Origin of the sequence: Lysobacter concretionis Ko07 = DSM 16239, assembly GCF_000768345.1 — a bacterium.
In the GTDB taxonomy this organism is placed as follows: Bacteria; Pseudomonadota; Gammaproteobacteria; order Xanthomonadales; family Xanthomonadaceae; genus Novilysobacter; species Novilysobacter concretionis.
Map to the genome: position 1 here is coordinate 41,151 of NZ_AVPS01000010.1, position 20,585 is coordinate 61,735.

Annotated in this window: 17 protein-coding genes; 5 read left to right on the forward strand and 12 right to left on the reverse strand. The window is 68.1% G+C overall.

What is annotated here, in order from left to right; genetic code table 11:
• Positions 1-124 precede the first annotated feature (124 nt).
• Entirely contained in the window at positions 125-1,441 is a 1,317-nt protein-coding gene (gene purD / locus N792_RS12145) for a phosphoribosylamine--glycine ligase (protein ID WP_036195642.1), read from the reverse strand.
• Between the two features lie 276 nt (positions 1,442-1,717).
• Here purD and N792_RS12150 point away from each other — a divergent pair, with 276 nt between their 5' ends.
• The 4 genes from N792_RS12150 to N792_RS12165 all read left to right on the forward strand — a co-directional run bounded on the left by N792_RS12150 (position 1,718) and on the right by N792_RS12165 (position 8,898).
• Complete coding sequence (locus N792_RS12150; protein WP_052104070.1) at positions 1,718-3,196, forward strand: alanine/glycine:cation symporter family protein; 1,479 nt, start codon at positions 1,718-1,720, stop codon at positions 3,194-3,196.
• Between the two features lie 65 nt (positions 3,197-3,261).
• Entirely contained in the window at positions 3,262-6,255 is a 2,994-nt protein-coding gene (locus N792_RS12155) for a type VI secretion system Vgr family protein (RefSeq protein ID WP_156969410.1), read from the forward strand.
• A gap of 166 nt (positions 6,256-6,421) precedes the next feature.
• Entirely contained in the window at positions 6,422-7,888 is a 1,467-nt protein-coding gene (locus N792_RS12160; RefSeq protein ID WP_156969411.1) for an esterase/lipase family protein, read from the forward strand.
• A complete protein-coding gene (locus N792_RS12165; protein ID WP_156969412.1) occupies positions 7,885-8,898 on the forward strand; it encodes a T6SS immunity protein Tli4 family protein in 1,014 nt (337 codons plus the stop codon). The genes N792_RS12160 and N792_RS12165 overlap by 4 nt, the downstream gene beginning before the upstream one ends.
• Positions 8,899-8,976: 78 nt before the next feature.
• On the opposite strand, the gene purH is transcribed toward N792_RS12165, so the two are convergent.
• From purH to cutA, 11 genes are all read right to left on the reverse strand, one after another.
• Positions 8,977-10,575, reverse strand: a complete 1,599-nt coding sequence (gene purH, locus N792_RS12170; protein WP_052104074.1) for a bifunctional phosphoribosylaminoimidazolecarboxamide formyltransferase/IMP cyclohydrolase — start codon at positions 10,573-10,575, stop codon at positions 8,977-8,979.
• Between the two features lie 202 nt (positions 10,576-10,777).
• Positions 10,778-11,050 (reverse strand): DNA-binding transcriptional regulator Fis, encoded by a 273-nt coding sequence (gene fis / locus N792_RS12175; RefSeq protein WP_036195649.1) that lies wholly within the window; start codon positions 11,048-11,050, stop codon positions 10,778-10,780.
• 157 nt (positions 11,051-11,207) lie between these two features.
• A complete protein-coding gene (locus N792_RS13550; protein ID WP_052104075.1) occupies positions 11,208-11,996 on the reverse strand; it encodes a DUF3426 domain-containing protein in 789 nt (262 codons plus the stop codon).
• Positions 11,997-12,083: 87 nt separating this feature from the next.
• Positions 12,084-13,007: a 50S ribosomal protein L11 methyltransferase gene (gene prmA / locus N792_RS12185; protein ID WP_036195652.1), complete on the reverse strand. Its 924-nt coding sequence runs from the start codon at positions 13,005-13,007 to the stop codon at positions 12,084-12,086.
• Positions 13,008-13,012: 5 nt separating this feature from the next.
• Complete coding sequence (locus tag N792_RS12190; protein WP_036195654.1) at positions 13,013-13,201, reverse strand: YqaE/Pmp3 family membrane protein; 189 nt, start codon at positions 13,199-13,201, stop codon at positions 13,013-13,015.
• 85 nt (positions 13,202-13,286) lie between these two features.
• Positions 13,287-14,654 (reverse strand): acetyl-CoA carboxylase biotin carboxylase subunit, encoded by a 1,368-nt coding sequence (accC, locus tag N792_RS12195; protein ID WP_036195657.1) that lies wholly within the window; start codon positions 14,652-14,654, stop codon positions 13,287-13,289.
• Between the two features lie 10 nt (positions 14,655-14,664).
• The gene (gene accB / locus N792_RS12200) at positions 14,665-15,153 is read right to left on the reverse strand and encodes an acetyl-CoA carboxylase biotin carboxyl carrier protein (protein WP_036195659.1); all 489 of its coding nucleotides are present in this window, start codon (positions 15,151-15,153) and stop codon (positions 14,665-14,667) included.
• Positions 15,154-15,207: 54 nt separating this feature from the next.
• Positions 15,208-15,657: a type II 3-dehydroquinate dehydratase gene (aroQ, locus tag N792_RS12205; RefSeq protein ID WP_036195661.1), complete on the reverse strand. Its 450-nt coding sequence runs from the start codon at positions 15,655-15,657 to the stop codon at positions 15,208-15,210.
• Between the two features lie 158 nt (positions 15,658-15,815).
• A complete protein-coding gene (locus N792_RS12210) occupies positions 15,816-16,412 on the reverse strand; it encodes a TlpA family protein disulfide reductase (protein ID WP_052104077.1) in 597 nt (198 codons plus the stop codon).
• Positions 16,409-19,006 (reverse strand): protein-disulfide reductase DsbD, encoded by a 2,598-nt coding sequence (locus N792_RS12215; RefSeq protein ID WP_036195664.1) that lies wholly within the window; start codon positions 19,004-19,006, stop codon positions 16,409-16,411. The genes N792_RS12210 and N792_RS12215 overlap by 4 nt, the downstream gene beginning before the upstream one ends.
• A complete protein-coding gene (cutA, locus tag N792_RS12220) occupies positions 18,999-19,322 on the reverse strand; it encodes a divalent-cation tolerance protein CutA (RefSeq protein WP_156969413.1) in 324 nt (107 codons plus the stop codon). The genes N792_RS12215 and cutA overlap by 8 nt, the downstream gene beginning before the upstream one ends.
• Before the next feature lie 224 nt (positions 19,323-19,546).
• On the opposite strand from cutA, the gene N792_RS12225 reads away from it, so the two are divergent.
• Positions 19,547-20,464, forward strand: coding sequence for a hypothetical protein (locus tag N792_RS12225; RefSeq protein ID WP_156969414.1), 918 nt, complete (start codon positions 19,547-19,549; stop codon positions 20,462-20,464).
• Positions 20,465-20,585: the final 121 nt, after the last annotated feature.

Below are 20,585 nucleotides of genomic sequence, written 5' to 3' on the forward strand. Positions count from 1 at the left end.
CCCGTGGCACGACACAGGTGAGCGATCGGTTGCTCGGACTCCATGTACAGGTCGCGACTGACGTCGCTCCTACAGGTGGGCTTTCGCGTGCAGAGACGGCTTGCAGCCAATGCAGTGGACCGATTCAGCCCCTGGCGACTTCCCGCTCGATCGCACGCCAGCCGATATCGTGGCGGTGGAACTCGCCTTGCCAGGAGATCTCGGCCACCGTTTCGTAGGCGCGTCGTTGCGCGTCCGCGACGGTATCGCCCAGCGCGCACACGCACAGCACGCGGCCGCCGGCGGTGACGATCTGGCCATCGACGAGCCGGGTGCCGGCGTGGAAGACCTTGGCGCTTGCCGGCCCGTGTGCCGCATCCGTCGCGGGCAGGTGGATCACATCGCCGGTGCGCGGGGTGTCGGGGTAATGCTCGGCGGCCATCACCACGCCCAGCGACGGGCGCGGGTCCCAGTGCGCGGTGACCTCGTGCAGACGCGCGTCGATCGCGGCCTCGACCAGCTCGAGCAGGTCGGACTGCAGGCGCATCAGGATCGGCTGGGTTTCCGGGTCGCCGAAGCGCACGTTGAACTCGATCACCTTGGGCGCGCCCTCGGCATCGATCATCAGTCCGGCGTACAGGAAGCCGGTGAACGGGATGCCGTCCTTGATCATGCCGGCCACGGTCGGCTCGACCACCTCGCGCATCACCCGCGCGTGCACGGCGTCGGTGACCACCGGCGCGGGCGAGTACGCGCCCATGCCGCCGGTGTTGGGGCCGGTATCGCCGTCGAACACCCGCTTGTGGTCCTGGCTGGTGGCCATCGGCAGGGCGGTGGTGCCGTCGACCATCGAGATGAAGCTGGCCTCCTCGCCGTCGAGGAATTCCTCGATCACCACCCGCGCGCCGGCCGTGCCGAACGCATTGCCGTCGAGCATGTCGATGATCGCGGCCTCGGCCTCGGCCAAAGTCATGGCCACGATCACACCCTTGCCGGCGGCCAGGCCATCGGCCTTGATCACGATCGGTGCGCCCCCGCTCTCAATGGATTTGGCGCGGACGTAGGCCAATGCGGCATCGACCTCGGTATGCACCGCGTAGTAGGCGGTCGGGATGCCGTGGCGGGCGAGGAAGTCCTTGGCGAACGCCTTGCTGCCTTCCAGCTGCGCGGCGGCGGCGGTGGGGCCGAAGATGCGGTGGCCGGCGGCGCGGAAGCGATCGACCACGCCGGCCACCAGTGGCGCCTCGGGGCCGACGATGGTCACTGCAACGCCCTCGCGCTCGACCAGTGCGAGCAGGGCGTCGATGTCGGTCGCGGCGATGTCCACGTTGCGGCACCTGCCCTCGGTCGCGGTGCCGGCGTTGCCGGGGGCGACCAGCACCTCGTCCACGCGCGGCGATTGCGCGAGTTTCCAGGCCAGTGCGTGCTCGCGGCCGCCGGAGCCGATGACGAGGATTTTCATTGCGTGGTGGTCCTTGATGGGTGGGTCTGGTCCGCCGGCGGTGCAGTAGTCCGACGGGATGTCCTGCGGTCTGTAGGGGCGGCTTCAGCCGCGGTCTGGGATCGGTGCGGACAAGCCACCTTCCGATCGCGGCTGAAGCCGCTCCTGCAAACGGGACGGTCCGCTCGATTTTACCGGAGCCCGGGAGGTCGCGGCCGGCTGCCGGCATTGGCCGGCGGGAGGGATCGCCAAAACCGGCTGCTAGGATCGGTCGTTTCGAACTGGAACGACGATCCGATGGAATTCCTGCTCGGCGGCATCGAGGCGTTGCTGGCGCCGGTGATCGGCCTGATCAACCAGGTGCTGTGGAACTACGTGCTGGTGTACGGCCTGCTCGCGGTCGGGGTGTTCTTCACCGTGCGCCTGCGGTTCCTGCAGCTGCGCCGCTTCCCCCACATGCTGCACGTGATCGGCCGCGGCACCGCGGGCGACGATGCCGGCATCTCGCCGTTCCAGGCGCTATGCACGAGCCTGGCGGCGCGGGTCGGCACCGGCAATCTGGTGGGCGTGGCGATTGCGCTGGGCGTCGGTGGCCCGGGGGCGCTGTTCTGGATGTGGTGCACGGCGGTGCTCGGCATGGCGACCGCCTATGCGGAAAGCGCGCTCGCGCAGCTGTACAAGGTGCGCGACGAGAACGGCCAGTACCGCGGCGGGCCGGCGTTCTACATGACGCTCGGGCTGAAGAAGCCGTGGATGGGCGTGGCGTTCGCGCTGTGCCTGCTGCTGACCTACGGGCTGATCTTCAGTGGCGTGCATGCCAATGCGATGGCGCAGGCGCTGGGCGATGCGTTCGGCTTCAGCCGTGCACAGATTGCGACCGGTCTGGTGGTGCTGACCGCGGCGATCATCTTCGGCGGCCTGCGCAGCGTCGCGCGGTTTGCCGAGTGGGCGGTGCCGTTCATGGCGCTGGGGTATCTGGGGCTGGCCGGCTGGGTGGTGCTCACCCATATCGCCGAGGTGCCGGCGGTGCTGTCGCTGGTGCTGCGCGGCGCGTTCGGTCTGGATGCGGCGACCGGCGGCGTGTTCGGCGGCATTGCCGCGGCGTTGCTCAACGGCGTCAAGCGCGGCCTGTATTCCAACGAGGCGGGCATGGGCAGCGCACCCAACATCGCCGCGGCGGCGACGCCGGTGCCGCATCACCCGGCCAGCCAGGGACTGGTGCAGGCGCTGGGTGTGTTCATCGATACCTTGCTGATCTGCAGCGCGACCGGTTTCGTGATCCTGCTGTCGGGCGTGCTGGGCGCGGACGGCAGCGACGGCGTGCTGGTCACCCAGCAGGCGATGACGGTGTTCTTCGGCGGCGCGGGGACCTACTTCGTCGCGATCGCGCTGTTCTTCTTCGCCTTCACCACGATCCTGGGCAACTACACGTATGCCGAGAACAACCTGCTGTACCTGGGCGGCGGGCGGGTCGGGCTGTTCGCATTGCGGGTGTCGGCGCTGGGCGTGATCGTCTGGGGCGTGTACTCGAAGGTGCAGCTGGTGTGGGATGCGGCCGATGCGGCGATGGCGCTGATGGCGTCGATCAACCTGGTCGCGATCGTGATGCTGTCGGGCGTGGTGATCAAGCTGACCCGCGATTACGACCGCCAGCTGGACGCGGGCAAGTCGCCGGTGTTCCACATCGCCGATTACCCCGAGTTGGGCGACGGCGTGGATCACGGGATCTGGCGCGAGCCGCTGGCGAAGCAGGACGCGCCAGGCGTGCCGCGATAGCGAAAGCGCCGAGGTGCCCGGCGTTCGCCCATGCGCTAGGATTCGCGCAGTCTATGGAGAGACGAATGAACAGCGGAGCTTCTGTTGCGCGCGGGCTGCTGGCCGCGCTGTCGCGGTACCGGGACGCCGATCGGCTGTATGCGCTGAAGGTCGACGGGTTCGCCGCCGATCTGGTGGTGGAGCGCTGGCAGGGCCGGGAATCGTTGTCGTCCGGGTACGAATGGCGGGTCGACGCACTGTCGACCGACGCCCACCTGTCGCTGGACGCCTGGCTCGGCCAGTGCGCCACGCTGACCACCCGCGGCGCCCGTGGCGAGTCGATCCCGCGGTCCGGTCTGGTACGCGAAGCCGAGTGCGTCGGCTCCGACGGCGGGCTGGCGCGCTACCGGCTGCACCTGGTGCCGTGGACGTGGCTGCTGACCCAGGGCCGACACAGCCGGGTATTCCAGGACCGGAGCGTCCTCGGGATCGTCGAGACGGTATTCACCGACTACGCGCCGCTGGCGAGCTGGCAATTGGGCGATGAGGTCGGCCCGTTCCTGTCCGAGGCCCGCCCGCGCAGCTACTGCGTGCAATACCGCGAAACCGATTTTGCGTTCGTAAGCCGCCTGTTGGCCGAGGAGGGCCTGGGCTGGCGGTTGGAAGAGGCGACCGATGCACCCGGCGGACACCGGATGGTGATTTTCGCCGGCAGCGGTGACGGTCCGCAGGATGCCAGCGCCGAGGCCGGCGGCGGCATCCGCTTCCACCGTGCCGACGGAACCGAGTCCAGCGATACCGTGCAGGCGCTGGGCACGATGCAGGCGATCGGATCGACCGCGCTGAGCCTGCTCAGCCACGACTACAAGGGCGGTGTGGTTGCGGCGCAGGTGTCGCTGGCCGATGCCGGTAACGGCGCTGCGTCATTGGAGGTCTACGACCCGTCGGGCGCGTATGCGTTCGCCGGTCAGGACGAGGCCGGCCGCTACGCCCGGCTGCTGGCACAGGCGCGTGACGCCGCAGGCCGGTGCTGGCTGGGCCGCTCCACGGTGCGAAGTTTCCGCGAAGGGCACTGGTTCGAGGTCACCGGTGCGCCGTCGGCGGTTGGCGTCCCGATCGGACTGTTGCTGACTGGCGTGCAGCATGCGGGCGTCAACAACCTGCCCGACGTCGTGCGGGAGCAACTGGCCTTGTGGCAGGACGATGGCGTCGTCCTGCAAACCGGGTCGCTCACGCCGCTTGAAGGCGTGTCGGACAGCAGTTGGGCCGAAGTGCTGGCGTCCGCTGAACGGGTCGGCTACGCCAACGCCTTTACCGCCGTCCCGCGCGAACTGCCATGGCGGCGGGTTCTCCATGACGGCACTGGCGCGCTGCTCAACCCGCGGCCGACCGCATACGGCTACCAAAGCGCCATTGTGGTTGGCGACGACGGCGCGACGCAGCCCTCAAACCGCCGGGAACTGCACAGCGACGCGCTGGGCCGGGTTCGCGTGCGCTTTCACTTCCAGTCGGCGGAGCAAGGCGATGCCGCGGCCAACGACAGCTGCTGGTTGCGCGTCAGCCAGCGCTATGCCGGCTCCGGCGTGGGCAGCCAGTTCCTGCCGCGGATCGGGCAGGAAGTGCTGGTCGGCTTTCTCGATGGCGATATCGATCGGCCGTTGGTGGTCGGTGCGCTGTACAACGGCCACGGCGAGGGCGGCATCGCGCCCACCCCGGGCGGCGCCGATGCCGCCGCCAATACAGCCGACCTGTTCGCCCAGGCCGGCGACCATCGCCCCAGCGCGCAAGGCAACCGGGCCGGCGGCAACGCCCCGCCGTGGCACGGCATGAGCGGCGACGCCGACGGCCACCGCAACGCGGCGGCGCTGAGCGGGGTCAAATCGAAGGAATTTGGCGGAAGTGGCCACAACCGGCTGGTGTTCGACGACAGCGACGGCCAGCTGCGGCTGCAACTGGCGACCACCCATGCCGCCAGTGAATTGAATCTCGGTCACCTGATCCATCAGGCCGACAACTACCGCGGCAGCTTCCGTGGCGAGGGCTTCGAGCTGCGCACCGACCAGTGGGGCGCGGTGCGCGGCGAGCGCGGCCTGTGGATCAGCGCCAGCGCGAACGACGCCGAAGCCCCGGCCGGTGAACACATCGCCGCCACCGCCCTGATCCGGCAGGCCGGGCAACTGGCTGAGGTGTTCAATGATGCCGCTGGTACCCATCTCACCGTCCGGCTGGCCGCCCATCAGGGCGAGACGGCGGCGAACCGGTCGCGCCTGATCGCCGACCAATCACCGCTGGCGGCGTTGTTGACCAGTGCCAGCACCGTGGTGGCGGGCGAAAACCACGCCGATGCCGTCTCCGAAGTACCCGAGCGCAGCAGTGCCGCCGGCGAAGGCCGGGTACCGCACACCGGCGACGCCCTGCTGGGCCTGACCGCACCGGCCGGCATCGGTCTTGTCGCGGGAACCAGCCTGCACTGGAGCGTCGGCGAGACCCTGACCGTTGCCAGCGGCCAGGCCGGCAATGCCGCGATCGCCGGCGACCTGCGCATCCACGCCGGCCAGGCGATCGGCTGGCTGGCCGGTGCCGGGGACGGCAACGTCACCTGCAAACACGCGCTGGCGCTGGTCGCCGGTGAAGGCGAGCTGGACCTGCAGGCCCAGCAAGGCGACATCGCGCTGCAGTCGAAAGACCCACTGGCCGTCATCAGCGCCAATGCCGAAGTCGAACTCGCCGCCGGCAAAACCGTCCACCTCGCCACCAGCGGCGGAGCAGGCATCACCATTGAAGGCGGCAACATCCGCATCGTCTGTCCGGGCACCATCACCGTGCATGCGGGGAAGAAGTCGTTCGTGGGACCGACGCAGTTGAGTCGGGAAATGAATGCCTGGCCCGAGACGAAGTTCGATCAGAAGTACGTGGTCCGCCATCGTGCGACAGGTGAGCCGATGGCAAACATGCGCGTGGAGCTAGTCCGTGCCGACGGAGCGCGATTGTCGTTGATGACCGACGCGGCAGGGAGGCTGCCAGTCCAGAAGGGAATGGGCCCTGAGCAGGTGGTGATCAAGCTCATCGGAAAGGGATGAAACAGCGATGCCAAGGAATGATGAAATACGGATTACATCCGATCAAATTGACCGGGGCGGGCGTCCAGCCCTACAGACCCGATTGACCCCGGCTGCCGACGTGCGCCAGTGCGCCATCCTGGCCCAGCCAACCGCCGTGATACCAGTGGTTTTTCTGCCTGGAATCATGGGCACCAACCTGATGTCGGATACCGGATCCAAGGTGTGGCGACCGCCGAACACGGATGGCGTCGTTCCGGTTCTCGGTGCCATCGGGCAGATGTTTGCCTATATCTTCCGGGGGCCGGCCACCCGGCAGCGCATGCTCGATCCCGAAACGGTTCAGGTGGATGGTCGCGGCGCGATCGACACGGAAGGAAGTCTCGACAAGCAGGCCGCAAGGGATCGTGGCTGGGGGGCGTTGATGCGATCGGCCTACCACCCCGTGATGAGCCAGATGCAACGCAGGCTCAACAACATCATGGAGTCCTGTGAGCTGCTGGAATGGTGGAACGCGGAGGCGCAAAGAGTGCCAGCCGATTACGGTGACGAAAAAGTTAATCCTGCCTTGGATGTCGACGATTTGAAGCATGCTGCGACCTTCCGCTATGAGGTCTGGGGAGGCGGATACAACTGGCTGCAGTCCAACGAGGACTCCGGGCAGGACCTGATCGACTACATCGAGGACGTAGTCTTGGCCCACCATCACTCGCTGGGCGAAGCGGCCGAGAAGGTCATCCTGGTGACCCACTCGATGGGTGGTCTGGTGGGTCGGTCTATCGCCAGGCTTCACGACTACGGAAAATTGCTGGGTGTTGTGCACGGTGTCATGCCGGCCACCGGCGCACCCGCCACCTATCACCATTGCCGTTGCGGATACGAAGGCGTCTCCCAACTGATTCTTGGACGCAATGCCAAGGAAGTCACCGCAATCGTCGCCAATGCTCCCGGTGCCCTCGAACTTCTACCCAGCACCGACTATGGCGAGGGCCGGGCCTGGCTGAAGCTGGGCGGCCCAGCGGACCGGCCTTCCCACGCGCTACCGGTCGCGGATCCATATGTAGAGATTTACCAGAGCCGTGAATGGTATGGGCTGGTGCCGGAAGTGAATGCGGAGATGCTGGATCCGGCCGGGTTGAACGGGATCGAGGGAGTCGAAGGTATTGGCGTGGATCCTTTTGACCGCTTTGACCTGAAGGTGGATGACGTCAAATCGTTCCACAGTTCCATCAGCGGCAAGTACCCGGAGCCGGCTTATGTCCATTACGGTGCCGATACGCGTAGGCAAGGCTGGACCGACGTGCACTGGCAAGGGCCCGAGGTGGTCGATCCGGCTCGTATCCGCTTGGAAGATGACGACGGCAACGGCAAGTTGCGCGTCACCGATGGCTCAGCCGACTTCCGGTTGCGCTTCGGAAGCGCAACCCAACCGGGCGACGGCACGGTTCCCACTGTGTCGGGCGCTGCGCCCGGCTTGGTTGCCGTACAGGCATGTTTCCGTCAGGGCGATGAAGGCGAGGGCGAGCACGTGAAGTTAAATGGGAAACGCAAGGACAAAGGCTACGAGCATCAGGACAGCTACAACGACGTGCGCAGCCAATGGGCGACGCTGTATAGCGTGGTGAGGCTGTCTCGCGGGGCGGATTGGGCATGAACCATGTTCATCGCTGGACCGTGGCTCTTGTGTTTGCGCTGCTCTCGTCAATGGCTGCTGCGGCCATACAGAAGGAAGGAGATGTCATGAAGTATGGAAACTCCGGGCAACCGGTCATGCATTGCCTCGGACGACATCTGCTGGATCTTCCGACTGGATCGACAGTGGATGCGACCTTCAAGGTGGGCGGGGCGAAAATCAGTACCCGGCGCGGCATATCGCGGGAGGAGTTCGGCGATCTGCGCGCTGGCCGCGAAGCGAGTCTGATGGCTCAGCCTCACACCCCGACCGGCCAGCGGTTTGTCGACCGGCGGGAGTTTTCCGACGACCGGGTGTTGATCACTTCCTGGCTCAGTCCAAACAGCACCCGGATGTACCTGACCGAGCTGTATGCGCTGCTGCCAGAATCGCAGGTTCTGGTGGTGGTGGAGGGGGAATCCAGCGCCAAGCTGCACGACAAGACGCTCCAGTATTTTTCATCGCTTGCGCAGAGCCTGCGCGATCGCGTCCCCGCTGAAATCCCTTCAGTACCGGGTTTTTGCATCGATTCGGTTCTGGTGGCCCGCAGTGCGCTGAACCAGGAAGAGGTCTCCGCGACGATCCGCGTTCCGGGTCGGCCGGGGCTGATGCTGAGCTACACCGCCTATGTGACGGGCAAGCCGGACGTCGATCTCCTGCAGCGGGTTTCCGGCGTGCCACCGGGCTACGAGGGCGCAGTGGCGGCAATGAAAACGCTGCGGCGTGGAGAGCGCCACATCGGGCCGATCCGCGGGCAGGAGTTGCTGGTACGCGGGGACAGCGACGGCACGCGCAGCTACGAGTTCCTGTGGGAAAGCCAGGGTCAGCGCGCATCCATCGAGCACCCGTTCCTGTCGCTGCGAATGAGTACCACCGACGAAAGCGGCCCGGACGGCGAAACGATGGAAGCGCCGTTCGTGGATGACAAGGAGGCGCTTGAGGTGTGGGACGGGATCCTCGGCAGTCTCCGGCTGCGGCCGCGAGCGATCTGAATTCAATCGCCGGCAGGTTCACAAGGACTGCGGACGGTGCTGCCGGGGTTGTCTACCGTGCCGGCCCGCCGCGATCCATCAATGCCGGAAGTGCCGCACCCCGGTAAACACCATCGCGATGCCGTGCTCGTCGGCGGCGGCGATCACTTCCTTGTCGCGCATCGAGCCGCCGGGCTGGATCACTGCCTTGATGCCGGCGGCTGCAGCGGCGTCGATGCCGTCGCGGAACGGGAAGAACGCGTCGCTGGCCATCACCGAACCGGGCACCACGAGCCCGGCTTCCTCGGCCTTCAGTCCGGCGATCTTCGCCGACACCACGCGGCTCATCTGGCCGGCACCGATGCCGATGCTGCGCTGGTCTTTCGCGTAGACGATCGCGTTGGACTTCACGAACTTCGCGATCCGCCAGGCGAACATCAGGTCGGCCATCTGCGCCTCGGTCGGTGCCAGCTTGGTGACTACTTCCAGCTCGTCGCGGGTCACCTCGCGGATGTCGCTGGTCTGCATCAGCAGGCCCGAACCGACGCGCTTGACGTCGAAGTTGTTGCGGCCGTCGCCGTGCGGAATCTTCAGCACGCGGACGTTGGCCTTTTTGGTGCAGTAGTCCAGCGCGGCGGGATCGAAGTCCGGTGCGATCAGCACTTCGACGAACTGGCGGTCGAGGATCGACTTCGTGGTCGCCTCGTCGAGGGTGTGGTTGAACGCGAGGATGCCGCCGAAGGCCGAGGTCGGGTCGGTGGCGAAGGCTGCCTCGTACGCGTCGCTGTTGTTGGCGGCTACCGCCACACCGCAGGGGTTGGCGTGCTTGACGATCACGCAGGCCGGGGCGTCGAACTGGCGCACGCATTCCCACGCGGCGTCGGCATCGGCGAGGTTGTTGTAGCTCAGCTCCTTGCCCTGCAATTGGGTGAACGTGGCCAGGGTGCCGGGCACCGGCCACAGGTCGCGGTAGAACGCGCCGGCCTGGTGCGGGTTCTCGCCGTAGCGCAGGTCCATGACCTTGACGAAATTGCTGTTGTTCTGCGCCGGGAACAGCGCGCGGCTGCCGTCGTCGTTGATCGCCGACAGGTAATTGCTGATGCAGGCGTCGTAGAAGGCGACGCGGTTGAAGGCAGCGACCGAGAGCGCGAAACGCGTCTTCGCCGACAGCGCGCCGTCATGGGCGGCCAGTTCGTCGAGCAGTCCGGGGTACTGGGCCGGGTCGGTGGCGACGGCGACGCGGGCGAAGTTCTTCGCCGCCGAGCGCAGCATCGCCGGGCCGCCGATGTCGATGTTCTCGATGATCTGTTCCATCGAGCTGTCGGGGTCGGCGGAGACCTTCTCGAACGGGTACAGGTTCAGCACCAGCAGGTCGATCGCGTCGATGCCGTGCTGCGCCATCACCACCTCGTCGATGCCGGCGCGGCCGAGCAGACCGCCGTGCACGACGGGATGCAGGGTCTTGACCCGGCCGTCCATCATTTCCGGAAAGCCTGTTGCCTCCGATACGTCGATGACCGCCAGACCCGCCTCGCGGATCGCCTTCGCGGTGCCGCCGGTGGACAGCAGCTGCACGCCGTGGCCGGCCAGCGCGGTGGCCAGTTCGATCAGGCCGGTCTTGTCGGAGACGGACAACAGGGCGCGGCGGATCTTGACCGGACGGTCGTGCACCGGGCTGGAGGCGGGAGCGGAGGTCATGGCGGCAGCTTCGAGCGGGAAAGCCGCCGATTATACCGGCGGTGGTCCGGGCCGAGGCCGGGTGGGTCACGCGTGATGGGCTACCCGCGCACCGGGGTAGGGCAGTCGGGAGCGGAGGCCATTCAAACGTGACGTGCTTCAGGCCTGGCGTGCTTCAAGCCTGACGTGCATCAAGCCTGACGTGCTTCAAGCCTGACGTGCTTCAGGCCAGACCGTACTCGCGCAGCTTCTTGCGCAGCGTGGCGCGGTGGATGCCCAGCATCGTGGCCGCGCGGCTCTGGTTGCCTTCGCAGTGGTCGAGTACTTCGGCGAACAGCGGGATTTCCAGTTCACGCAGGGCGATCTCGTACAGGTCGCCGTTGTCGGAGCCGTCGAGGTCGCCGAGGTAGCGGCGGATCGAGGTGGCGACATGGTCGCGCAGCGGTACGCGCGGTCCGGGGCGGGCAGGGTCGGTGCGGTTGGCGGCTGCGTTCAAGTCTGTCCCCCCAGACATCGGATGACGGTCGAGCGAGTGTGCTGATGATGCCCGCCGTGGTGCGCGAGGCGACGGCGGTCTGGAAGTCTACCACCGCGGTTTGGCCGGAGTTTCGCCGGGATTTCGTTCCGTGCGGTTGCGGGGCCGCGACGGGGTGTCAGCGGAAATCGAAAGTGAAGGCGACGATCGGCGATGCCGGTTCCAGGATCTCGAAGTTCACGCTGGCGCTCTGGCCGGGGGCGAGCTCCGTCGACAGGGCCGCATCGGCGGGTCGGTAGTCCTGCGCCGTGAACACCCGCCGGGCGACGGTTTGTCCGTTGATGTCCGACAGGTTCAGCTGCAGCGCCGGCCAGGCCTGCGGCCAGCGCGCGTCGTTGCGGAAGCTGGCCTGCACGTTGAGGACGCCTTGCTTGCCGCTGGCCGGTTGCACGCTGCGCGCGAGCATCGTGTACGCGGCCGGCTCGTGCCAGGGCGGCAGCCGGCAGGCCATTGCCTTGCACACGGTGCCGATGGTGGGCCGCCAGCGCGCATCGGCGGCGAGTTCATTGCGCTGTGCCAGCAGCAGTTGGCCGAGCAGCAGGACCGCCAACAGGCCGACGGCCAGCAGGCCTGGCCAGCGTGGGCCGGTGCTGCGGGGGCGCCGGAGGGTGCGTACAAAGCTGGGCGCGTGGCGTTTGTCGCGGCGTGATTGCGACGAGGTGATGTCGCGCACCGATGCCACGGGGGCAGCCGGCGGCATATCGGATGAGGAGGCTTCCGGCCCGGCCGACGGCAGCTCGTTGCTGGTGGCTTCAAGCGGCGTTTCGCCGGCAGGAGCGACGCCGGTGCCGTCGCCGTCGTTCTCCCGCAGCAGTTCGTTGTCGCAACGCGGGCAGCGCTGCGGCGGGCCGTCCGCGGCGATGATCAGGGCGACCAGGAAACCGCAGTGGGGGCAGGGCACGAACATCGGGCCAGTCTAGCCGAGGCCGCCCGCTGGTCTGCGCGGTGGGATGCACCGTGCTTTCGCGACGCCTGTCACAATTCCACGCTGCCGTCAGCGGCGCCGCACGCCGCTGATCCGGATCCAGTCGTCCAGCTGCGCGACCTGCAACTGCTCGAAGTCGGCGTCATAGCGCGCCAGCACCTCGTCCTCCTGCCCGGCGAGGATGCCCGACAGCGCGATCCTCCCGCCCGGCGCGACCCGTGCGGCAAGCGCGTCGGCCAGCGCGACCAGGGCCGAGGCGAGGATGTTGGCGACCACCACCGGGTAACGGATGCCGGCGGGCTCGTCTTCGGGCAGGTACACCGCCAGGCGCGCGGCCAGATCGTTGCGCTGGGCGTTGTCGGCGGTGGCGGTCAGCGCCTGCGGATCGTTGTCGACCCCGACCGCGCCGGCGGCGCCGAGCTTCAGGGCCGCCAACGCGAGGATGCCGGAGCCGCAACCGAAGTCCAGCACGGTCGCACCGCGCAGCAGCCCTTCGCCGGCGAGGCCGTCGAGCCACTGCAGGCACAGCGCGGTGGTCTGGTGGGTGCCCGAGCCGAACGCGAGGCCGGGGTCGAGCCGCACGACGGCCGCGTCGGGTGCATCCGCGCCTTCGGGCAGGTCGTGGTTCCACGGCACGATCCAGGTGCGCTGGCCGAATTTCAGCGGCTCGTACTGGTCCATCCACGAGCGCTCCCAGTCCTGGTCGGCGACCTCGCGGAACTCCACATGCGACCAGTCGACGCCCTCGTCGACCGCCGCCAGTGCGTGCAGCAGCAACTCCGGCAGGGTGCCGCCGGGGAACAGCGCCGTCAGGGTCAGTTCGGCCCACAGCGGCATCGCGCCGACGCCGGGCTCGAAGATCGCCTGCTCGTCGGCGGCATCGGCGTGGGCGTCGGTCAGGGTGACCGCCAGCGCGCCGACGTCTTCCAGTGCGCGCTCGTAACGCGGCTGGTCGGCCTGGGTGCAGGGCAGGGTGAGTTCGAGGAAGGGCATGGCGGTCAGCGCTGCATCGCGCGCGCGATCTTCTGGTCGGTCGTGTACTGGCTCAGCGCATACACCGCCCAGAGGGTGGCCGGGAGCCAGCCCAGCACGGTGATCTGCAACAACAGGCAGACCAGGCCGGCAATCGGGCGGCCGATGGTGAAGAAGGTCAGCCAGGGCAGGATCAGGGCGATCAACAGGCGCATCGTGGGGTCCGGGGTGGGTGCATGGAGGAAGTCCGGGACGTGGCATTCCCCGCCCCTGGATTGGAGGCGGGAGCGGGGCCCGGGCTCAGGTGATCGAGAGCGACTTCTCCTTCTGCTCCTTCAGCCGCTTTTCCAGGTAGTGGATGTTCTGCCCGCCCTGCTGGAAGCCGACGTCGGCCAGGATGCGCTGGTGCAGCGGGATGTTGGTCTTGATGCCGTCGATCACCATCTCGCTGAGCGCCACGCGCATGCGGGCGATCGCGGTTTCGCGGTCGGGGCCGTGCACGATCAGCTTGCCGATCATCGAGTCGTAGTTCGGCGGCACGCGGTAGCCGGCGTAGATGTGGCTGTCCACGCGCACGCCCGGGCCGCCCGGGGCGTGGAACTCCTGGATCAGCCCGGGGCTGGGCATGAAGGTTTCCGGGTCCTCGGCGTTGATCCGGCACTCGATCGAGTGGCCGTTGACCACGATGTCTTCCTGCCTGATCCGCAGCTTCTGGCCGCTGGCGATCATCAGCTGTTCGCGGATCAGGTCGATGCCGGTGATCATCTCGGTGACCGGGTGCTCGACCTGGATGCGGGTGTTCATCTCGATGAAGTAGAACCGGCCGTCCTCGTACAGGAACTCGAACGTGCCCGCGCCGCGGTAGCCGATGCGGATGCAGGCATCGACGCAGACCTGGCCGATGTCGGCGCGCTGCTGGTCGCTGATGCCGGGCGCCGGCGCTTCCTCGACCACTTTCTGGTGGCGGCGCTGCATCGAGCAGTCGCGCTCGCCCAGATGGATCGCGCCGCCCTGGCCGTCGGCGAGGACCTGGATCTCCACGTGGCGGGGGTTCTCCAGGAACTTCTCCATGTAGACCATGTCGTTGCCGAACGCGGCCTTGGCCTCGGCCTTGGTGGTCTGGATCGCGGTGACCAGCGCGGCCTCGGTGTGGACCACGCGCATGCCGCGTCCGCCGCCGCCGCCGGAGGCCTTCACGATGACCGGGTAGCCGATCTCGCGGGCGATCTTGATGTTGGTCTGCGGGTCGTCCCCCAGCGGGCCGCCGCTGCCGGGCACGCAGGGCACGCCGGCTTCTTTCATGGCCCGGATCGCCTCGACCTTGTCGCCCATCAGGCGGATCGTCTCGGCCTTGGGGCCGATGAAGATGAAGCCCGACTCCTCCACGCGTTCGGCGAAGTCCGCGTTCTCGGCCAGGAAGCCGTAGCCGGGATGGATCGCCTGGGCGTCGGTGACTTCGGCCGCGGCGATCAGCGAGGCCATATTGAGATAGCTGTCGGTCGACGGCGCCGGGCCGATGCAGACCGACTCGTCGGCCATGGCGACGTGCTTGAGGTTGCGGTCGACGGTGGAATGCACCGCGACCGTGTGGATGCCCAGCGCGTGGCAGGCGCGCAGGATGCGCAGCGCGATTTCGCCCCGGTTGGCGATGACGACTTTATCCAGCATCGACCCGGCCTCAGCCGATCACGAACAGGGGCTGGTCGAACTCGACCGGCTGGCCGCTCTCGGCGACGACCTTGAGGATGGTCCCGGAGGCGTCGGCCTCGATCGGGTTGAACATCTTCATCGCCTCGATGATGCCGATGGTCTCGCCGGCGGCGACCGTCTGGCCGACGGTGACGAAGGGCGGCTTGTCCGGCGCGGGAGACGCGTAGAAGGTGCCGACCATCGGTGCGCGCACGACGTGGCCATCGGGCAGGTCGCTGCCGGCCGCGACGGCGGCGATGGACGGCTTGCCGCCGCCGGTGGCGGCGTCCACCGGCGAGGCCATCGGCATCGGCTGCAGGGGCACGGCCGGGGCGGCGGCGTAGTTGACCGCCGCGGCGACACCGCCACGCGGCGTGCGGGCCAGGCGGACGGACTCTTCGCCTTCCTTGATCTCGATCTCGGACAGGTTGGACTCTTCCAGCAGGTCAATCAGTTTCTTGATCTTTCGCAGGTCCATGGTGGGCCTCTCGGTTGGTCCAGGGAGCCGCACGGGGCGGCAGGATGGGGTGGTTCAGGCCGCGGTGGCGGCCAGGCGTGCCAAGGCGGCATCCAGGGCGTAACGGTAGCTGTCGGCGCCGAAGCCGGCGACCACGCCGACCGCCAGGTCGCTGAAATAGCTGTGGTGGCGGAACGGCTCGCGGGTGTGCGGATTGGACAGGTGGATCTCGTAGAACGGTAGCGCGACCGCCGCGAGCGCATCGCGCAGGGCCACGCTGGTGTGGGTGAACGCGGCCGGGTTGAGCAGGATCAGTGCGGTGCCGTCGGCGCCGGCGGCCTGCACCCGCTCGACCAGTTCGTGCTCGGCATTGGACTGCAGGCTGTCGAGCTGGTGGCCGGCCGCCGTGGCGGTGGCGCGCAGGGCCGCGTCGATCTCGGTCAGGGTGGTGCGGCCGTAGATCGACGGCTCGCGTTCGCCCAGCAGATTGAGGTTGGGACCGTGCAGGACCAGCAGCTTTGCCATGGGGTGTCGGCGGGTGCCGGAACGGTGGAAAGCTCGGGAGTGTGGCGGAGCGGGACGCCGCTGTCCAGAATTTAAGCGTCGTTTCGCCGAAGTTATCGCGTTTTAAACGACCGTTTGAAATTCGCCCGGTGCGCTCCGGCAGCAGTTGCGGGGTGGTGTCAGGGCCGGGCCCACGCGTCGATCTCGCCGTGCTGGAACGGGCCGATCTTCTGTTTGACCAGCCGCCCCTGCGCATCGACCAGCACCGTATAAGGCAGCACGCCTTTCAGGTTGCCCAGTTGCACGCCGGAATCGGCCGGGCCGGCGGCGTCGATCAGGATCGGGTAATCGACCGGGATCCGCTGCAGGAAGGCGCGCACCGCGTCGGCGTCGTCCAGCGCGATGCCGACCACCTGCACGCCGTTGCCGTCCTGGCTGGCGGCAAAACGGTCCAGCTCGGGCATCTCCTCGATGCAGGGGCCGCACCAGCTGGCCCAGAAGTTGATCAGTTGCGGGCGGCCGAGGTGGGCGGCGGGCAATGCGAGCGGCTGCCCGTCCAGGTCCGGCAACTGCAGGGTCGGGATCACCTGGCCGCGCTCGGCGACCGCCAGCCCGGCGGGTGCGGCCGGGGCGGTAGCCGAGAGCACGTCCTGCAACGCGCGTTGGCCGACTTCACTGCGCAACAGTGGTGCGGCGCCGTTGAACCACAGGCCGACCCCGGCGCCGATCACGCCGGCCGCCAGTGCCACCAACACGATGCGGGTGTTCGACTTCATTGCGAGATTTCCGCGGCGGCGCGGGCGCGGCTTGCACGCTCGGCGAACCTGTCGGCCTTTTCGAAGCCGAACAGCCGCAGTTCGCGTCGTTCAACGCCGTCGACGTAATACAGCGTGGCCGGCGGGCCGATGATGCCGAGCGCCTTCATCAATGACTGGTCGATGGCGTCATTGGCGGTGACATCGGCCTTGAGCAGGACGAAGCCGTCCAGCGCGGCGTGCACCTGAGGCTCGGGGAAGGTGTACTTCTCCATCTCCTTGCAGGCCACGCACCAGTCGGCATAGAAGTCGAACATCACCGGCTGGCCCGCGTCCCGGGCGGCGGCGACTTCGCGGTCGAGGTCGTCCAGCGACTTGATCCTGCGGAATGGCAGCTCGCGGGTTTCCGCGGCGACGCCCGTGTTCAGACCGGCCAGTGGCCGCATCGGGTCGTTGCTGCCGGCGATGGCACCGACGATCTGGGTCGCGCCGACCACGCCGAACAGGGCGGCGGCGGTCCAGGTCAGCACGCGCAGCCCCTCGTGCGCGGCGGGCTTGCTCGCGGCCAGCGCGAGGGTGGCCGCCGAGCCGAGCAGCAGCACGCCCCACAGGCCCAGGGTCACCGGCCCTGGCAGCACCCGCGCCAGCATCCAGATCGCCAGCCCGAGGAACACGAAGCCGAACACGCGCTGCACCGCCACCATCCACGGCCCGCTGGTCGGCAGGCCCTTGCCGGCGGCGACGCCGAACGCGAGCAGCGGCACGCCCATGCCCATCGCCAGCAGGAACAGCGCGACACCACCGAACACCGGGTCCTGGGTCTGGCCGATGTACAGCACGGCCGCAGCCAGCGGCGGCGCCACGCAGGGCCCGACGATCAGCGCCGACAACGCACCCATCACCGCCACCCCGGCCAGTGAACCGCCGCGCTGCCGGTCGCTCAGCGAACCCAGCCGGTTGCGCAGGCCGGACGGCAACTGCATCTCGAACAGGCCGAAGCTCGACAGCGCCAGGGCGACGAACACGGCCGCGAACGCCGCCAGCACCCACGGGTTCTGGAACGCGATCTGCAGGTTCGCGCCGACCAGTCCGGCGACCACGCCGGCCACGGTGAATACCAGCGCGCTGGCGAACACGTACACGAACGACAGGCCGAACGCGCGCGCCGCGCCCAGACCGCGCTCGTGACCGGCCGACGCGCCCGCGATCAGTCCCGACAGGATCGGGATCATCGGCAGCACGCAGGGCGTGAACGCCAGCAGCAGGCCGAAGCCGAAGAAACTCAGCAACGCCCACCAGCGGTCCGGCCCCGACAGGGCGGCGGCCAGCAGGCTGTCTTCGGCGAGGTTGGTGGTTTCCGCGTCGGTGCTGCCGCGCGCGTCCACTCCTGCAGGAGCGGCTTCAGCCGCGACCTCTTGCCCGCCCGAAGCCGTCGCGACTTTACTGCCGTCATTCAACGTCGAAGCGATGGGGCCTGCATTGTCCGCAGCACCCTCCGCGTCCTGCGCTACGCCGGCTGCGTTGATCGCGGCTGCAGCCGCTCCTGCAGCCGGCTGCGGGGGCGCTGCAACACCAGCCGTGTCGGCCGGCAACGCGATCTCGACCGTGCGCGTCATCGGCGGGTAGCAGATGCCGTCGTTCTGGCAGCCCTGGAAACTGGCAGTCAGGCGCACGGTGGCGGCATCGGCCTGTCGGCGCTGCAGCGGAACCGGCACGTCGATCTGGTCGAAATACACCACCGTGTCGCCAAAGTAGCCGTCACGGTGCCGGACGCCGCGCGGCCATTGCGGCTTGCCCAGTGCGATGCCGGCCGGATCGCTGCTCAGCGTCAGGCTGGTGTTGTCGCGATACAGGTAGTAGCCGGGCGCCGGAGTGAAGCGCAGCAGCAGGGTGTTGCCATCGCCCGCGATCGCCTCGAACCCGAACGCCTGCCCGGGAGGCAAGGGCAGCGCATCGGTGCCGGTGCCGCCGAGATTTCCGAGCAGCGAAGGGCGTGCGTTTCCCACCAGCGGACTGGTGCCGGGTACGCCAAGGCGGGCCAGGCCGGCGTTGCCCGTGGCGGTCGGTGAGGTCGCCGGTGCCGCCGCGGGCGTTGCGGCGCTGGCGGGCAGGGCCACCGTCAGCTTGCGGGTCTGCGGCGGGTAGCAGATGCCGGCATCGGCGCAACCCTGGTACTTGACCGTCAGCGTGGTGCTGGCCGCGTGCGCCTGGCCCGGCAACCGGGCGGTGAGGCTTTTGCGGTAGGTCTCGACCTTGCCGAAGAACTCGTCTTCATACGCCTCGCCCTTGGGCAACTGCAGCGCCCCGGCCTCGAAGCCGGCATCGGTCTGGGCGGACGTCCGGTGGCGATACAGGTAATAGCCGTCGGCGATCTTCCAGTGGATCGCGATCGCACCGTCGCCGTCGGCGCGCGCATCCAGCGCAAATGCCTGGTCGACCGGCAACAGGTCGTCGGGGTTGATCGCAGCGCCGGCGGGCAAGACGAGCACGGCCAGCAGGGCCAGACCGGTGAGGCAGGCGGCGAGCCATCGGGCGCGCGCCGGGGCGTGTGGAGGTCGGCGTGGGAGCGCGTCGGCTTGAAGCATGTTGGTTTGAAGCGCGTTGGTTTCAGTCATCGTCTCGGGTCTGTTGCGCCACCCAGGCCAGGTACGGGGCCAGGCCGCCGATGGCCTCGACCGCGATCAGTTCGGGCAATTCGTAGGGATGCAGCGCGGCCAGCCGTGCGCCAAGCGCGTCCAGCCGGTCGGAGGTGGTCTTGATCATCAGCAGCACTTCCTCGCCCTGCTCGACGCTGCCCTGCCAGCGGTAGGTCGAGCGCACGGACGGCAACTCGCTGACGCAGGCGGCCAATCGCTCCTCGACCAGGGCGCGGGCGAGGACGCCGGCGCTGCGGGCATCCGGGCAGGAGCAGTACGCGATGACGACAGACATGGCGGCGATTGTACCGACGCGGGATTGCCGGCGTTGATGCCGTCCGCGTCGACACCCTTCGCCATGCTTCGGTGGGCAGGTGCCGCGACCCGAATGTCCGGCTGTCGGGTAGCGCGTCGTGTATGAGGGGAGTGGAGACATTCTCACGGCCGCTGCCGGTGGCAGGGGCGGACCGCAGGCGCCCGTCGGGGCAGTACTGGACATAGGAACAGGAGAAAGCGGGCATGAAGCGAAATCACTGGTGGTTGGCGGCAATCCTGGGCGGCGTGGTCCTGGCCTCGTCGATGGCGGCGTGTGCGGCAGGGGGCGATGCCGCCTTCCTGCCGGGCCCCGGTTATGCCGAGGTCGATGTGGACGCGCTGGATGGCGAGGCGTACTACACGCCTGCGCGCTTCCCAGACATGGCCGGATCGGTGTTCCTTCCCGATGCCGACCTGGCCGCGCCGGTGCGCGCGATGTTGCTGGTGGAAAGCCGCGAGGGCCTGTTGCCGCACGCCCGATACCGGGTCACGTACCAGCTGACCAGTGCAGCGGACGATCCGGACCTGACGCGCAGTCATGTCGAAGTCACCCGCTTCAACCTCGGCCCGGCGTTCCGCGAGTCACTGCTTGATTCGGTACCGGCCGAGCATCTGGCGGGGCCGGAGGAGTTCGGGGTCGGGCCGGATGTCAGCTGGCGTTTCGAGATGTCGCCGATGCGCGCCATGACCGCCGGCATCGATCGGGCCAGCCGGAAGGAATTGTCGGTGGCCGAAGCCGCCGCGATGGATTGCCTCGGAGTGCCGTGCAACGGACAGGCATCCGCGGACGGCCCGCAGGGCGCATGGACGCCGCAGGACGCGCCGTCGCTGCCGGTCAAGTACCGGCTGTCGATCGACGAAAGCCCGAATCCGGCCCGCGTGGTGGAGGAGCTGCTCGCGGTAATGGGTGAGGACGCCGAGCAGCCGACCGGGTTCGTCGCCGGCTCGCCGCGTCTGGTGTTCGTGGTGTCGGCCAATGCGGAAGGCCAGGACCTGATGACCACGGCGCTGGGCCGCAACTCGGTGGTGTTTGACGACGAGATCGGCACGATGTGGGTCCGCTCGCTGCAGATGCCCGGCCTGCCGGTGGACATCAGCACCTTCATGCAGCCGCGCGAATGACTGCCCGCGCGCGTCTTGCGCAGCGCGAGAGCGTGCCCGCAACGAGGCCGCGCGCCATGAATCCACGTGCCGGCGACCGGCCCGTCACGGAAGTGCTTTTCATCAATCAAAGGAGTCTGTG

What these genes read in the sequence shown, in the direction of transcription:
- purD (WP_036195642.1), bottom strand. Translation starts at nt 1,441, where the DNA reads ATGAAAATCCTCGTCATCGGCTCCGGCGGCCGCGAGCACGCACTGGCC.
- N792_RS12150 (WP_052104070.1), top strand. Translation starts at nt 1,718, where the DNA reads ATGGAATTCCTGCTCGGCGGCATCGAGGCGTTGCTGGCGCCGGTGATC.
- N792_RS12155 (WP_156969410.1), top strand. Translation starts at nt 3,262, where the DNA reads ATGAACAGCGGAGCTTCTGTTGCGCGCGGGCTGCTGGCCGCGCTGTCG.
- N792_RS12160 (WP_156969411.1), top strand. Translation starts at nt 6,422, where the DNA reads ATGGGCACCAACCTGATGTCGGATACCGGATCCAAGGTGTGGCGACCG.
- N792_RS12165 (WP_156969412.1), top strand. Translation starts at nt 7,885, where the DNA reads ATGAACCATGTTCATCGCTGGACCGTGGCTCTTGTGTTTGCGCTGCTC.
- purH (WP_052104074.1), bottom strand. Translation starts at nt 10,575, where the DNA reads ATGACCTCCGCTCCCGCCTCCAGCCCGGTGCACGACCGTCCGGTCAAG.
- N792_RS13550 (WP_052104075.1), bottom strand. Translation starts at nt 11,996, where the DNA reads ATGTTCGTGCCCTGCCCCCACTGCGGTTTCCTGGTCGCCCTGATCATC.
- prmA (WP_036195652.1), bottom strand. Translation starts at nt 13,007, where the DNA reads ATGCCCTTCCTCGAACTCACCCTGCCCTGCACCCAGGCCGACCAGCCG.
- N792_RS12190 (WP_036195654.1), bottom strand. Translation starts at nt 13,201, where the DNA reads ATGCGCCTGTTGATCGCCCTGATCCTGCCCTGGCTGACCTTCTTCACC.
- accC (WP_036195657.1), bottom strand. Translation starts at nt 14,654, where the DNA reads ATGCTGGATAAAGTCGTCATCGCCAACCGGGGCGAAATCGCGCTGCGC.
- accB (WP_036195659.1), bottom strand. Translation starts at nt 15,153, where the DNA reads ATGGACCTGCGAAAGATCAAGAAACTGATTGACCTGCTGGAAGAGTCC.
- aroQ (WP_036195661.1), bottom strand. Translation starts at nt 15,657, where the DNA reads ATGGCAAAGCTGCTGGTCCTGCACGGTCCCAACCTCAATCTGCTGGGC.
- N792_RS12210 (WP_052104077.1), bottom strand. Translation starts at nt 16,412, where the DNA reads ATGAAGTCGAACACCCGCATCGTGTTGGTGGCACTGGCGGCCGGCGTG.
- N792_RS12215 (WP_036195664.1), bottom strand. Translation starts at nt 19,006, where the DNA reads ATGACTGAAACCAACGCGCTTCAAACCAACATGCTTCAAGCCGACGCG.
- cutA (WP_156969413.1), bottom strand. Translation starts at nt 19,322, where the DNA reads ATGTCTGTCGTCATCGCGTACTGCTCCTGCCCGGATGCCCGCAGCGCC.
- N792_RS12225 (WP_156969414.1), top strand. Translation starts at nt 19,547, where the DNA reads ATGAAGCGAAATCACTGGTGGTTGGCGGCAATCCTGGGCGGCGTGGTC.